Annotated in this window: 12 protein-coding genes and 1 pseudogene; 3 read left to right on the top strand and 10 right to left on the bottom strand. The window is 71.4% G+C overall.

Annotated features, from left to right (window positions below; all coding sequences use genetic code 11):
* Positions 1–127: 127 nt before the first annotated feature.
* On the bottom strand, positions 128–826 hold the full coding sequence (locus QQY66_RS29845; RefSeq protein WP_301983342.1) for a polysaccharide deacetylase family protein: 699 nt from the start codon (positions 824–826) through the stop codon (positions 128–130).
* On the bottom strand, positions 823–1,734 hold the full coding sequence (locus QQY66_RS29840) for a polysaccharide deacetylase family protein (protein ID WP_301983341.1): 912 nt from the start codon (positions 1,732–1,734) through the stop codon (positions 823–825). Before QQY66_RS29840 ends, QQY66_RS29845 begins: the two co-directional genes overlap by 4 nt.
* A gap of 90 nt (positions 1,735–1,824) precedes the next feature.
* On the opposite strand from QQY66_RS29840, the gene QQY66_RS29835 reads away from it, so the two are divergent.
* On the top strand, positions 1,825–3,015 hold the full coding sequence (locus QQY66_RS29835; protein WP_301983340.1) for an SAM-dependent methyltransferase: 1,191 nt from the start codon (positions 1,825–1,827) through the stop codon (positions 3,013–3,015).
* Here QQY66_RS29835 and QQY66_RS29830 read toward each other — a convergent pair.
* The 5 genes and pseudogenes from QQY66_RS29830 to QQY66_RS29810 form a co-directional block, all read right to left on the bottom strand.
* Positions 2,993–5,026, bottom strand: a complete 2,034-nt coding sequence (locus tag QQY66_RS29830; RefSeq protein WP_301987542.1) for a cell wall-binding repeat-containing protein — start codon at positions 5,024–5,026, stop codon at positions 2,993–2,995. The genes QQY66_RS29835 and QQY66_RS29830 overlap by 23 nt on opposite strands.
* 118 nt (positions 5,027–5,144) lie before the next feature.
* Complete coding sequence (locus tag QQY66_RS29825; RefSeq protein ID WP_301983339.1) at positions 5,145–6,410, bottom strand: RNA polymerase sigma factor; 1,266 nt, start codon at positions 6,408–6,410, stop codon at positions 5,145–5,147.
* 48 nt (positions 6,411–6,458) lie between these two features.
* The gene (locus tag QQY66_RS29820) at positions 6,459–6,812 is read right to left on the bottom strand and encodes a YciI family protein (protein ID WP_301983338.1); all 354 of its coding nucleotides are present in this window, start codon (positions 6,810–6,812) and stop codon (positions 6,459–6,461) included.
* Positions 6,813–6,923: 111 nt separating this feature from the next.
* On the bottom strand, positions 6,924–7,922 hold the full coding sequence (locus tag QQY66_RS29815; protein ID WP_301987541.1) for an LCP family protein: 999 nt from the start codon (positions 7,920–7,922) through the stop codon (positions 6,924–6,926).
* Positions 7,923–8,105: 183 nt separating this feature from the next.
* Positions 8,106–9,172, bottom strand: a pseudogene (locus QQY66_RS29810) (LacI family DNA-binding transcriptional regulator).
* Positions 9,173–9,291: 119 nt separating this feature from the next.
* Between QQY66_RS29810 and QQY66_RS29805 the strand changes: the two are divergent.
* Both QQY66_RS29805 and QQY66_RS29800 read left to right on the top strand, forming a co-directional pair.
* Positions 9,292–11,598: a glycoside hydrolase family 3 N-terminal domain-containing protein gene (locus tag QQY66_RS29805; RefSeq protein WP_301983337.1), complete on the top strand. Its 2,307-nt coding sequence runs from the start codon at positions 9,292–9,294 to the stop codon at positions 11,596–11,598.
* Positions 11,599–11,637: 39 nt separating this feature from the next.
* A complete protein-coding gene (locus QQY66_RS29800) occupies positions 11,638–12,375 on the top strand; it encodes a hypothetical protein (protein ID WP_301983336.1) in 738 nt (245 codons plus the stop codon).
* Here QQY66_RS29800 and QQY66_RS29795 read toward each other — a convergent pair.
* Genes QQY66_RS29795 through rimI form a run of 3 tightly spaced genes read right to left on the bottom strand, consistent with a single transcriptional unit; the run spans position 12,320 to position 14,131 of the window.
* The gene (locus tag QQY66_RS29795; RefSeq protein ID WP_301983335.1) at positions 12,320–12,583 is read right to left on the bottom strand and encodes a hypothetical protein; all 264 of its coding nucleotides are present in this window, start codon (positions 12,581–12,583) and stop codon (positions 12,320–12,322) included. The genes QQY66_RS29800 and QQY66_RS29795 overlap by 56 nt on opposite strands.
* A complete protein-coding gene (gene tsaD / locus QQY66_RS29790) occupies positions 12,580–13,665 on the bottom strand; it encodes a tRNA (adenosine(37)-N6)-threonylcarbamoyltransferase complex transferase subunit TsaD (protein ID WP_301983334.1) in 1,086 nt (361 codons plus the stop codon). Before tsaD ends, QQY66_RS29795 begins: the two co-directional genes overlap by 4 nt.
* On the bottom strand, positions 13,658–14,131 hold the full coding sequence (rimI, locus tag QQY66_RS29785; protein WP_301987540.1) for a ribosomal protein S18-alanine N-acetyltransferase: 474 nt from the start codon (positions 14,129–14,131) through the stop codon (positions 13,658–13,660). Before rimI ends, tsaD begins: the two co-directional genes overlap by 8 nt.
* Between the last annotated feature and the right edge of the window lie 7 nt (positions 14,132–14,138).

Genomic DNA, 14,138 nt, shown 5'->3' with positions numbered 1-14,138 from the left:
GTCGGCGGAGTCTTGTGGACGTCCGTTGCCTGGAACCCGGCGTCGGGTTTCCTGGGGGCTGCGCCCCCCAGACCCCCCGCTTCGCCCTGAACGGCCTCGTCCTCAAACGCCGGACGGGCTGAGTCGCCTACAAGTAATCCTCAAGCCGCCCCACCCTCAGCCCTGCCCCCTCCACCCGCCGCAGCACCCGTTCCGTTCGCTCCCACAGGGGTGGGCCGGTCGGGTCGTCCGGGCCGATGAGGATGATGTCGCCGGGGTGGAGGGGGGCGTCGTCGGAGTCGGCGGAGGTCCACAGGACGATCGCCGAGAGGCCGCAGTCGGCGGTCGCGTGCAGGGTCGTCATGTCGTAGCGGCCGTGGGGTGGGCGGAAGAGGCGGGGGCGGATGCCGAAGCGGGACTTGAGTTTGTCCTGCTGGCCGCAGATCTCGGCGCGCTGGCCGGCGTAGGGCAGGCCGGGCAGGGCGGTGTGGTCGAGGGTGTGGTTCTGGATGCTCGCGCCGACCGACTGCAGGCGCGCGAAGTGGCCGTAGCCCGGACCCACGACGCTGTCGGTGAGGAACATGCTGACCGGGAGCCGCCGTTCGCGGACCATGTCGACGAAGCGGGGGTCCTTCTCCGCGCCGTCGTCGTAGGTCAGGAAGACGACCCTGTCTTTGGTGCGGACCCGGTCCACCACGGGCGGCAGACCCCGGTCCGCCTCCGGGCCGTGCGGGCTCACCCGTCCGGCCGCTTTCTGGCCGAGGCGTTCGATGGGGTCGACGGACTGGGCGCAGCCGGTGAGCAGCGCGGCGGTCAGCGCCAGCGCCCCGGCCGCGCGCAGCCTCACAGGTAGTCCTCCAGGCGTGCCACGGCGTACCCCTTCGCCGTGACCTTCTCCAGGAACCGTCGGACCATGTCCGGCATCGTGCCCTTCCAGTCGTCCTTACCGCGGAAATGGCTGAGAACGATGTCGCCGGGATGAAGGTCACGGTCCCACTCGCGGTAGTCCCAGTGGTCGGCGAAGACCTCCTCGTTCCACAGGGGCGCGTACTTGATGCCGCAGGCCTTCGCGGCGTACAGGGTGTCCGCGTTGTAGTTGCCGAAGGGCGGGCGGAAGAGGGTCGGGCGGGTGCCGTAGTGCTTCTCGATGACGTTCTGCATGCCGCAGATCTCGCGCTTCTGGCGGGAGTACGACAGGCCCGGCATGTAGGGGTGGTGGAGGGTGTGGTTGTTCAGGCTCGCCCCCGCCCGCTGCATGCGCTTGAAGTAGCGGTAGTCCTCCTTCACCAGGTAGTCGCTGAGGAACGCGGTGTACGGGACCCGCAGTTCGCGCATCATGCGCAGGAACGCCGGGTCCTTCTCGGCGCCGTCGTCGATCGTGAGGAAGACGATCTTCTGCCGGGTGGGGATGGTGGTGAAGACCGGCGGAAGGTCGTCCTCCTCATGGCCGTCCACCTCGAAGCCCGCGCGGGTCTTGATCTCCGGTTTCACGGCCGGGGGCGGCGGGGCCGTCAGGGGGACCCTCGACAGGCCCCAGCGCTTCGCCGCCGCGACCCGAGCCCGCTGCGCGGCGTGCTTGTCGGGGACCTTGGCGACGGGCGCTTCACGAGGCGGCTGGCCTGCTGCGGGCCGTGCCGTGGAGGCGTCGTCCGCGCAGCCCGAGGCGATGGCCGCGGCGGCGAGCACGGCGATTCCGGTTCGAATCCGCCGCTTCCGATACGCACCGTATTTATCATTTTGTACGACTACTCGCATGGGGCCGGATCCTCGCAGGCACCCGTCCCGAACCCCGGCCGACACCGCCGCCGCGCGTGCACCATCCACCGACTGGCCCACAATGAACCGGTGAACGACCTCGCCCCCCTCCTCACCCCCGAAGGCCGCGCCCTCCTCGACGAGGTCCGCGGCACCGACCCCGCGCAGGAACTCGCCGTCGCCACCCGGCTGCGCCGCGAACACCCCGCCGAGCTGGTGTCGGCGGCGCTCGGGCAGGCGCGGCTGCGGCAGCGAGCGGTGGCGAAGTTCGGGGCCGAGGACGCGGAGCGGATGTTCTTCACGCCGAACGGGGTCGAGCAGTCGACCCGGGCGAGCGTGGCGGCGTATCGGGCCGAGCGATTCAAGGCGCTGGGGATCCGGTCCGTCGCGGACCTGTGCTGCGGTATCGGCGGCGACGCGATCGCCTTCGCCCGCGCCGGGATTCGGGTGCTGGCCGTCGACCGGGATGCGCTGACGGCAGCGGTGGCGCGCGCGAACGCCGACGTGCTGGGGCTGGCCGGGCTGATCGAGGTGCGGGAAGCGGATGTGACGGAGGTGGATACGGCTCCGTACGACGCCGTGTTCGTCGATCCCGCCCGGCGTGGCGGTCGCGGCCGGATCTTCGACCCCGAGGCCTACTCGCCGCCCCTGTCCTGGGCGGTGCGGACGGCCCGGAAAGGCCGGCGCGCCGCTCTGAAGATCGCGCCCGGAATCCCCCATGAAGCCGTCCCCGCCGAGGCCGAGGCCGAGTGGATCTCCGACGGCGGGGATGTGAAGGAGGCGGTGCTGTGGTTCGGCACCGAGCCGGGTGCCGTACGCGCGACCCTGCTGCCGGGGCCGCGCACCCTGCTCGGACGCGGGCTGCCGGATCCCCAGGTCCGGCCCGTCGGGCGGTACTTGTACGAGCCCGACGGCGCCGTCATCCGGGCCCATCTGGTCGCCGAGGTCGCCGAGGACCTGGAAGGCGGGCTGATCGACCCCACCATCGCCTACATCACCGCCGACGAGCACCACGAGACCCCGTACGCCACCGCGTACGAGATCACCGACCAACTCCACTTCAACGTGAAGAAGTTGAAGGCCCTGCTCCGGGAGCGGCAGGTCGGGACACTGACCGTGAAGAAGCGTGGGTCGGCGGTGGAGCCGGAGGAGTTGCGCAGGAAGGTCAAGCCGCAGGGGCCCAACGCGGCGACGGTGTTCCTCACCCGGGTCGCGGGGGCGCCGACCATGCTCGTCGGCGCCCCCGCGCAGCCGTCGGCTACTGCCGGTGGAGCCTCTTGAGGGGCTCCAGGTGGGGGTCGGCGCCGACCGGGCCGGTGCGGGCCACGGTGGCGGGCTGACCGCCGTTCGTGCGGGCCGAGAAGGTGCCGGTCTGCGCGCTCGTGGGCACCGTGCCGTTGTAGTACTCGTGGTACACGAACTGGGTGCCGCTCGCGCTGATCGAGGAGCCCGCCGTGTTCAGCGTGCTCGCGGTGACGGAGGCGGTGGGGCCGAACGCGACCGTGAAGCTCGTGCTCGCGGACTCGCGCAGCAGATAGCTCTTGGTCTCGTCCGACAGGGCGGGGCGGGAGGTCCACAGGAGGGGCCCGAAGACGTTCATCGCCGCACCGGCGGACAGGCCGTCGCGCCAGGCGCCCGCGTAGGCGAGCGCCACCGAACTCGGCGCCGTCCACCAGAACTTGGCGACCGCCACCGACAGGGCCGCGTCGGTGCTCCCCGTGATCGGGTAGTACGCGTACCTCGACGGCCACCTGGAGAAGGCCGTGTGGGTCAGCGCGTACTTGGCGTCCGACCCGACCGTGATGATCATGGTCTTGTCGGGGTTCAGGCTGTTGAGGTACGACTTCACGGACGCGGTCAGCTTGTTGCCGCTGGTGAGGACGACGCTGCCCGCGCTGCCCGCTCCGTCGGCGCCGGCCGCGGCGGCTGCCGGGAGGGCCGCGCGGTAGTCGGTGCCCGACGCCAGGAACACATACTTCGGGGCGCCGGTGACGGACCGCGCCACCTTGACCGACGTCTCGTAGCGGTCGGCGCCGGACAGCCGCTTGGGGACGTAGCCGAGCGTCTTCAGCTGGGCGGCGACATTGCCGCTGAGAATGGACGTGCCGCCGACGAGATACACACTGGCGCCCGGCTTCAGCGCCCGCTTCAGCTCGCTCTTCACCGCCGTGGACAGCCCGCTCTTCGGGGTCGTGAGCACCGGCCCCTGCTTCTTGCCGGCCAGCGCGGGCGCGGTGAGCGCGTACGCCATGTCGTCCTGGTTGACCAGCACCGCCGCCTTGGCGTCCAGCAGGCCCGGCACGCTGCCGCCGATCTTGTTCCAGGTCCAGCGCGAGGAGGCGAGGTTGGTGTTGTAGGCGTTGCTGCCCCAGACCCGGCCGGTGCGGTTCTTGCGCAGCGGCTGCCAGCTGGGGTTGCTGCCCTGCGGAGTGCCCGGGACCCGGGTGAGCTCGCCGGTGGCCAGGTCGACGTACTCGGTGGTGTGTACGTCGCTGCTGTGCGGCGAGGTGTGGGCGTCGACGACGATCCGCTTGCCGGTGGGCGACCAGGACGGGTTGGCGTACCAGCGGGGGCCGTTGGTGTGCTGCCGGACGCCGGTGCCGTCGGCGTTCGCCGTGAAGATCTGCGCGTTGCCGTCGGCATCCTTGCGGACGAAGGCCAGCTTGGTGCCGTCGGGCGAGAAGGCGGGCTGCTCGGCGTTCCTGAGGACCCGCTTGAGCGTGTTGGTGGTCCCGTCGTAGGTGTAGATCCACGCGCTGTCGGAGCAGCCTTCGATACGGCGTGAGAAGGCGAGCAGGCCGGACGGGCTCACCGTCGGGTCCTCGTCGCAGACCTTGGCCGGTTCCAGGGCCTCGGACAGCAGCGGGGTGGGTGCCCACGAGCCGTCGGAGGGGCCGTAGGCGAGCTGGCCGCCGGTGGCGAAGACGACGTAGCGGCCGCCCCACCAGAAGGCCAGGTCCTCGTAGGCGGCGCTGGAGCGCATGCCCTCCGCCCAGGGCAGCGTGATCTTCGAAGAGCCGCTGGGCCGGACGCTGGAGATCTGGCTCCAGGCGGTGACCAACCGGCTGCCGTCCGGCGCCCAGGCGGCGTGGTTCCCGGAGGCACCCGGGACCGCGGTGGTCCGGCCGGTGGCCGGGTCGACGAGGACGGGGCCGTCAGTGAGGATCCGGCCCTCGGTGCCCGGCCAGGGCCCTGCCTCGTCGGCGAGGGCGCCCGGTGCGGTGGCCAGGGTGCCCACCGCGGCGAGCACCGCCGCGGTCGCGAGCGCCGCGGCACGGCGGCGCGTGAACATTCTCAAGGTCGATCCCCCCATGGATCTTCACAGCCTCTACACAGAGGCCGGGTCACAGTAGTGCCCAAAGAAGCCTGGAGGGAACAGAGTTACCGGTGAACAGATGTGCGGCTTCGGGTTACGAATCGCACTCCCGGGCCCTGGCCAGCAACAGCTTCCGCTCGCGTTCGTTGCGTGCCAGCCTGGCCGCCCGTACGAACTCCTCGCGGGCCTCCGCCGTACGCCCCAGGCGGGCCAGCAGATCGCCGCGCACGCTCGGCAGCAAGTGGTAGTCCCGCAGGGCGGGTTCGGCGGCGAGGGTGTCGACCATCTCCAGGGCCGGGGCGGGGCCGTCCGCCATCGACACGGCGACCGCGCGGTTGAGTTCGACGACCGGGGAGGGTGCGCGGGCGGCGAGCAGGCCGTACAGGGTGGCGATCGCGCGCCAGTCGGTGTCCTCGTAGGTGAGCGCGTGCGCGTGGCAGGCGGCGATCGCGGCCTGGAGGGCGTACGGGCCGGGCACGCCGGTGGACACCGCCTCCGCGCGGTCGAGGGCGGTGATCCCGCGGGCGATGAGGAGCCGGTTCCAGCGACTGCGGCTCTGATCCTGGAGCAGGACCGGCTCACCGTCCGGGCCGGTGCGGGCGGCCATACGGGACGCCTGGAACTCCAGCAGAGAGGCCAGGCCGTGCACCTCGGGCTCCTTGGGCATCAGGCCGGCCAGCTGCCGGGCCAGCCGCAGCGCGTCCTCGCACAGGGACGGGCGCAGCCAGTCGTCGCCTGCTGTAGCGGCGTAACCCTCGTTGAAGATCAGGTAGATGACGTCGAGAACGGAGCCGAGGCGGGCCTCGCGGTCGGGGCCGTACGGCACCTCGAACGCGACGTTCTTTGCGGCGAGGGTGCGTTTCGCGCGGACGATGCGCTGGGCGACCGTCGATTCCGGGACGAGGAACGCGCGGGCGATCTCCGCCGTGGTCAGGCCGCCGAGGAGGCGCAGGGTGAGGGCGATGTGGGCCTCGGCGGAGAGGACCGGGTGGCAGGCGGTGAAGACGAGGCGGAGCAGGTCGTCGTCGATGTCGTCGGGGTCCGCGGGCTCCTCGGGCTCGGTCACCGTCGACAGGTCGCGGCCGATCTCCGCCAGCTTGCGGGCGTAGTTCTCCTTGCGCCGGATCAGATCGACGGCGCGGTGCTTGGCGGTCGCCATCAGCCACGCGCCCGGATTGTCCGGGACCCCGTCCCGGGGCCACTGTTCCAGCGCCGCGACCAGGGCGTCCTGGGCCAGCTCCTCGGCGATGCCGACGTCGCGGACGACACGGGCGACGGCGGCGATGACGCGGGGCGACTCGATACGGAAGACGGTCTCGACGGTGGATCGCGGGTCGGCGGAGGGCTGCGAGCTGCTCACAGCCCCCCATTGGACACCCCGACCGGCGCGCCTCCAAGGACCGGAGGCTCAGCCCTCCATGATCTCCCGCACCTCGCAGGTCACCGTCCAGAACTCCTCGTGCACCTTCAGGAACCGCTTGGTCCACTCCAGCGCCTCGGCCTTGTCCTTGCACTGCAGGATCGCGTAGCCGCCGACGGCCTCCTTGGTCTCGGTGAACGGACCGTCGGTCACGGAGACCTTCCCGTCCTCCCAGTGCACGCGGGTGCCCTGGGAGGTGGGCGTCAGACCGGCGGTGTCGAGCATCACCCCGGCCTTGGCCATCTCCTCGATCAACTCGCCCATCCGCTGCATCAGCTCGGGACTGGGGCCGGCGGCCGCCTGGCTCTCCTGGGTCTTCACCAGCGACAGGTAGCGGGGCATGGTGACTCCTTCGACATGAACCGGCGGGGTCTCTCCCCGCCTCTCACCCCTGCGTCGATCGGGAGACAGCCGGATCGACACGCGCCCCGGATTTCTTCGAGGAAATTCTCCTCACCGCAACGACTCCCACAGCTCCCGCGCCTCCGGCTCCTCCGCGACCACCCGGTTGGCGTTCGAAGGTGCCGTCTCCACCGGCATGGTCACGGTCGTCGTGTCGTCCGCGGACAGCCCCTTGAGGCTCTGCCCCAGCGCATACAGCTCGGTCAGTGAGTCCAGGCCGGTGTCGGTGGTGAGGCTGCCGGTCACGGCGTCGGCGACCGAGTAGAGCCGGGTAGGGCCGATGTCGGACAGCTGCTCCAAGAGGGCCTTCACGAGCGTCTGCTGGAGGCCTATGCGCCCGAGGTCGCTGCCGTCGCCGATGCCGTGCCGGGTGCGGGCGAGGGCCAGGGCCCGCTCACCGTCGAGGTGGTGGGTGCCGGCCTCAAGGGTCAGGTGACTGTCCTCGTCGTCGATGTCCTCGTCCGTGGTGACGGTGACCCCACCGAGCGCGTCCACCAGCTTGGCGAAGCCGGAGAAGTCGATCTCGATGTAGTGGTCCATGCGGACGTCCGTCATCGACTCGACGGTCTTCACGGCACAGACCGGCCCGCCCACCGCATACGCGCTGTTGAACATCACGCCGTACGCCACCTGCGTCGACTCCCCGTTCGACAGCGGGCAGGACGGCCGGGTGACGAGCGTGTCGCGCGGGATGCTGACCACGGTGGCCTCGGTGCGGCCGGCGTCGAGGTGGACGACCATCGCCGTGTCGGAGCGGGCGCCGCCGCTGTCGCCGCCGCCGAGCTTCTGGTTCTCCTCGCCTTCCCGCGAGTCCGAGCCCAGCACCAGGATGTTGAGTGCCTCGGTGGGCAGTGGGGACGCGGACGCCGAACCGTCGGGCGTCGTCATCGGCTTGGCCGGGCGGTCGTCGCCGAGCGCGCTGTTGATGTCGACACTGGTGATGTTGTCGTTGAGATGCCAGTAGGCCCAGCCGGCCCCCGCGGCGCCCAGCGCCAGCAGACCGGCCAGGGTGAAGCCGACGGCCTTCAGCAGACCGGAGCGCGGGCGTATGTGTCTGTCCGTTCCCCCGTTGTCGTCCCCGTGTTCGTCTTCAGCAGTCACGGGCAGGAACGTAAGTCCGAATTATTACGAGAGGACACCCCTGCCCGCAGTTTCTGCGGAAAATCTAAGACTTCTCAGCCCTGCCTCAGGGCAGAGTCACCGGCTTTCATCGGTTCCGAAAGTTTCGGTCGGTCATCCGACTGGCTTCGGAAGGGCGGGCGGCGCCCCTGTGCTGCTGCGCACCACAAGGCTCGTCGCCAGCTCCACCCGTGTCGCCGCCGGCGTCCCGTCCTCGCGCGCGAGATCGAGGACGAGCTTGGCCGCCGCCTCGGCCATCTCGGTCAGCGGCTGCCGTACGGTCGTCAGCGGCGGCCCCACCCAGCGGGCGATCGGCAGATCGTCGAAGCCGACGACGCTCAGGTCCTCCGGGATACGCAGCCCCAGCTCGCGCGCCGCCTCGTACAGGCCGAGCGCCTGGAGGTCGTTGCCGGCGAAGACCGCGGTGGGCCGGTCGGGGGCGCGCAGCAGGTCCAGTCCCCGCCGGTAGCCCGTCTCGTGGTGGAAGTCGCCGTTCTTGATCAGCTCGGGGTCGACCGGCAGCCCGGCGGTCTCCAGCGCCGCCCGGTAGCCGTCCACCCGGGCGCGGCTGCACATCATCCGGGACGGTCCGGTGACCGCGCCGATCCGGGTGTGCCCCAGCTCGACGAGATGGCGCGTTGCGGCGAGCCCGCCCTGCCAGTTGGTGGCGCCGATGGACGGCACGTCGGCGCCAGGGTCGCCCGCCGGGTCCATCACCACGAACGGGATGGAACGGCTGGTCAGCAGGGCACGCTGGGACTCGTCGAGGCCGGACAGGACGAGGATCACGCCGTGCGGGCGGCGGGCGGCGACCTGGTCGGCCCAGGTGCGGCCGGGGGTGAGCCGGCCCGCGCTCTCGCTCAGCACCACGCTCAGCCCGGCGTCCCGCGCCACGTTCTCCACGCCCCGGATGACCTCCATCGCCCACGCGCTCTCCAGCTCGTGGAAGACGAGGTCGATCAGGGGGAGCGGCTCGCCTCGGCGCGGCGGCGCCGGTAGCCGTGGGCGCGCAGCAGTTCCTCGACGCGGGTCCGGGTCGCCGGGGCGACATCGGCCCGGCCGTTGAGGACCTTCGAAACAGTCGGCGCGGACACGCCGGCCTCGCGGGCGATCTCGGCGAGCGTCGCGGTCTGCGTCGAGCGTCCTGTCGTCCGGGTTTGAGCGGGCTCGGAGGGTGTCATGGCGGAGATCGTATCCCCGCACCCCTCTTGACGAACCCTTCTGAGCGCCATAGCGTCCCGGAACATTCGAAGTGCATACCGAAACATTCGCCAGCGACTGGAACACCGACAGGAGTTTCATGACCACCGCCCCCTGGCGTGACCCCGCCCTGCCCGCCGCCGCCCGCGTCGACGATCTCCTCGCCCGGATGACCCTGGAGGAGAAGACCGCCCAGCTGTACGGCGTGTGGGTGGGCGCCGCCACGGACGGCGACGGAGTCGCCCCGCACCAGCACGACATGACCGTCGACTACACCTGGGACGAGCTGATCACCCACGGCCTGGGCCAGCTCACCCGCTCCTACGGCACCGCCCCCGTGGACCCGGCGCTGGGCGCACAGGCACTGGCCCGCGCCCAGCGCCGTATCGCCGACTCGGGCCGCTTCGGCATCCCTGCCGTGGCCCACGAGGAGTGCCTCGCCGGCTTCACGGCCTGGGGCGCCACCGCCTACCCGGTCCCCCTCGCCTGGGGCGCCACCTTCGACCCGCCGCTGGTCGAGGAGATGGCCCGGCACATCGGCCGCGACCTGCGCGCGGCCGGCGTCCACCAGGGCCTCGCGCCCGTCCTGGACGTCGTACGGGATCCGCGCTGGGGCCGGGTCGAGGAGACGATCGGCGAGGACCCGTACCTGGTCGGCACGGTCGGCGCCGCCTATGTACGGGGCCTGGAGTCGGCCGGGATCATCGCCACGCTCAAGCACTTCGCCGGATACGCGTCCTCCGCGGGCGCCCGGAACCAGGCCCCCGTGCGGGCGGGCGTCCGGGAGCTCGCGGACGTGATCCTCCCGCCCTTCGAGCTGGCGCTGCGCGAGGGCGGGGCCCGCTCGGTGATGGCGGCCTACAACGAGACGGACGGCGTCCCGGCCTCCGCGGACCCGGCCCTGCTGACCGAACTCCTGCGCCGGGACTGGGGGTTCACGGGCACGGTCGTCGCCGACTACTTCGGCATCGGCTTCCTGCAGACCCTGCACCGCGTGGCCGGTTCCCCCGCCGAGGCGGCGCACGCGGCGCTCGCCGCGGGCATCGACGTGGAACTGCCGACGGTGAAGTGCTACGGCCGCCCGCTGCTGGAGGCGGTACGGGAGGGCCGCGTCCCGGAGGAACTGGTGGAACGGGCCGCCCGCCGGGTCCTGCTCCAGAAGTGCGAACTCGGCCTCCTGGACGCCGACTGGGACCCGGAGCCGAAGGGCCCGATCGACCTCGACTCGACGGCCAACCGCGCCCTCGCCCGCCGTCTGGCCGAGGAGTCCGTGGTCCTGCTGGACAACCCGGACGGCGTGCTGCCGCTGGCCCCGGACGCCCGGATCGCGGTCGTGGGCCCGCGCGCGGCGGACGCCCTCGCCATGCTCGGCTGCTACTCCTTCCCGTCCCACGTCCTCACCCACCACCCGGAAGTCCCCATGGGCATCGAGATCCCGCCCGTCCTCCAGGCCCTGCGCGACGAACTCCCCGACGCCAAGGTGACGTTCGCCGAGGGCTGCGACACCTCGGACCCGGACACCTCGGGCTTCGAGGAGGCGGTGGCGCGGGCGTCCGAGGCGGATGTGTGCGTGGCGGTGCTGGGCGACCGGGCGGGCCTGTTCGGGCGGGGCACGTCGGGCGAGGGCTGCGATGTGACGGACCTGCGACTGCCGGGCGTACAGGGCGAGTTGCTGGACAACCTGATCGCGACGGGCGTACCGGTCGTGCTGGTACTCCTGACGGGACGGCCGTACGCGCTCGGCCGCTGGCACGGGCGGCTCGGGGCGGTCGTCCAGGCGTTCTTCCCCGGGGAGGAGGGCGGACCGGCGGTGGCGGGAGTGCTGTCGGGCCGCGTCAACCCCTCCGGCCGCCTCCCGGTGAGCGTCCCGCACGTGCCCGGCGGACAGCCCTGGACCTACCTCCAGCCCCCGCTGGGCCTGGCGGGCGAGGTCAGCAACCTGGATCCGACGCCGCTGTACGCCTTCGGACACGGCCGCTCGTACACCACGTTCGCCTGGGAGTCCTTCGAGGGCACGCACCCGTCCATCGACACGGACGGTTCGTACGACATCTCGCTCACCGTCCGCAACACCGGCGACCGCGCGGGCGCGGAGGTCGTCCAGCTCTACCTCCACGACCCGGTGGCGTCGGTGACCCGCCCGGACGTCCGGCTGATCGGCTACCGGCGGGTGGAGCTGGAGCCGGGCGAGGCGAACCGGGTGACCTTCCGCTTCCACACCGACCTGTCCTCCTTCACCGATCGCTCGGGACGGCGGGTGGTCGAACCGGGCGTACTGGAGCTGCGGCTGGCGGCGTCCAGCGCGGACGTACGGCATACGGCGCGGGTGGAACTCACGGGGCACGTACGGGAGTTGGGGCCGGACCGGCGGCTGCGGTGCGAGACGGAGGTATCGGCGCCGGGGTGAGCGGGACCCGTCCCACCCCCACCCCGCTACACAGGGCGGATGACATCTGTGACGCGTCTGCGCCCCGGAGCAGTCGCGGCCATCGCCGCGCTGCTCGTCCTGCTGCTGGCGTCCTGCGGATCCCCGGAACCGGAGACGCCGCCCGGAAAACTGTTCAGGGAGTACACGAGGTCGACCGACGTCAAGAACGACAGGTTTCCCAGTGACGGTGGCTCCGGCGAGGACCGAATCTCCAACTTCGCCGCCCACTACACCCCCGAACAGCTACAGGCGGTACTCCTTGGGGCGACCCCTTGCGACACCGACGCCGCCGAGACCGACACCGACTACGAATCCAACACCGGCTGCCCGCCGAACTCGTCCGTGAGCGCGGCGGCGCGGGACTTCACCGGTTCCGAGGGCGAACTCTTCAGGCGCTCCGTCCTGGTCCAGCACGAGGACGGGGCCCTCGAACTCATCACCCTCTACGTGGCACAGCCACCGGACAAGTCGAAGTCCGCCGCCCTGATCGACGCCAACGGCGAGACCTACACCGGTGGCCTGGAGGACTTCCGGGAGAACAACGACCTGCTCGGCTCGGACGATGTGATCCTCACGCTCCGCGACATCACCTCGGTACCGGGCGAGGGAGAGATCGTCACCGTTTTCGGACACAGCCCGCCCAACTGGCGGCTGTGGTTCATAGGCGGAGTCGTCACCGTCCTGGTGCTCGGTCTCTGGCTCACCCTGTCCAGGCGTCGACGGACTCGAACCGCCACCGATGCACCACCCGATTGACCAACTCCCCGTCCGGCTCCGGCAGTTCGGGCAGCTCGGCGTCGTACGCCGCGTCCCACCACGTGATGACCAGCACCCGGTCCTGCGGCGCCCGGAAGGTCTCCCGGCGCAGCGGCTCCTCGGGAAGCCGCTGCCCGCGCACCCAGGCCAGCAGCTCCGCGCCCCGCCCTTCGGCCGCCCGCGCCTCCCACATCAACGCCACGGTCATGAGTACAGGTTGTCCTTGCTGACCTCGTGGACGTGGTCGTGCCCCGGCACATGCGGGTCGGTCACCGGCAGCGAGGAGTCCGCCGACAGGTCCCAGCTGGACACCGCCCGCCCCCGCGCCACCAGCTCCGCACCGAGCGCCGCGACCATCGCGCCGTTGTCGGTGCACAACTTCGGCCGCGGCACCCGCAGTTCGATCCCGGCCGCCTCGCACCGATGCTGGGCGAGATGCCGCAGACGGGAGTTGGCCGCCACGCCACCCCCGATCATCAGATGCTCGACGCCCTCGTCCTTGCAGGCCCGTACGGCCTTGCGGGTCAGCACGTCCACGACCGCCTCCTGGAAGGACGCCGCCACATCGCGCACCGGCACCTCCTCCCCCGCCGCCCGCTTGGCCTCGATCCAGCGGGCCACGGCCGTCTTCAGACCGGAGAAGGAGAAGTCGTACGCCGGATCGCGGGGCCCGGTCAGACCGCGCGGGAAGGCAATGGCCTGAGGGTCGCCCTCCTTCGCGTACCGGTCGATGACGGGACCGCCCGGGAAGCCGAGGTTCAGCACCCGCGCGATCTTGTCGAAGGCCTCGCCGGCCGCGTCGTCGATGGTCGCGCCCAGCGGCCGTACGTCGGAGGTGATGTCGGACGACAGCAGCAGGGACGAGTGCCCGCCGGACACCAGCAGCGCCATCGTCGGCTCGGGCAGCGCGCCGTGCTCCAGCTGGTCCACGCAGATGTGCGAGGCCAGGTGGTTCACGCCGTACAGCGGCTTGCCCAGCGCGTAGGCGTACGCCTTCGCCGCCGAGACGCCGACCAGCAGGGCGCCCGCGAGTCCGGGACCGGCGGTGACGGCGATGCCGTCCAGGTCCCTGGCGCTCACCCCGGCTTCCTTCAGCGCGCGGTCGATCGTCGGGACCATCGCCTCCAGATGCGCCCGGGAGGCGACCTCCGGCACCACGCCGCCGAAGCGGGCGTGCTCGTCGACGCTGGACGCGACGGCGTCCGCCAGCAGGGTCGTGCCGCGGACGATGCCGACGCCGGTCTCGTCGCAGGAGGTCTCGATCCCCAGGACCAGAGGTTCGTCAGCCATTGATCTCGGTTCCTTGTACGGAGGTTGATGGGTCGGTCAGTCGCATCACGAGGGCGTCCACGTTCCCCGGCTGGTAGTAGCCGCGCCGGAAGCCGATGGCCTCGAAGCCGTAGCGCTCGTACAGCTTCTGGGCGCGGACGTTGTCGATCCGGCACTCCAGCATCACTTCGGCGCACTCGAAGGCGGTGGCCGCCCGCAGCAGCTCGGTCAGCAGCCGCCCGCCGAGGCCGGTACCCCAGTGGTCGCGGGTGACGGCGATGGTCTGGATGTCGGCGAGGTCTCCGGACGCGGCGAGGCCCGCGTACCCGACGAGCCGGTCCTCGTCGACGGCGACAACGTACCGCTTGGTCGCCGCGGGACCGCGCGCGTGGGCCAGCTCGGACCAGAACATCCCGCGCGACCAGGCGTCCTCGGGGAAGAGGTCCTTCTCCAGCTCGAGCACGGCATCAATGTCCCACCAGCGCATCTCGCGC

Origin of the sequence: Streptomyces sp. DG2A-72 (assembly GCF_030499575.1) — a bacterium.
In the GTDB taxonomy this organism is placed as follows: Bacteria; Actinomycetota; Actinomycetes; order Streptomycetales; family Streptomycetaceae; genus Streptomyces.
Note: the sequence above shows the minus strand (reverse complement) of the source record. Positions and strands in the feature narration are given on the sequence as shown.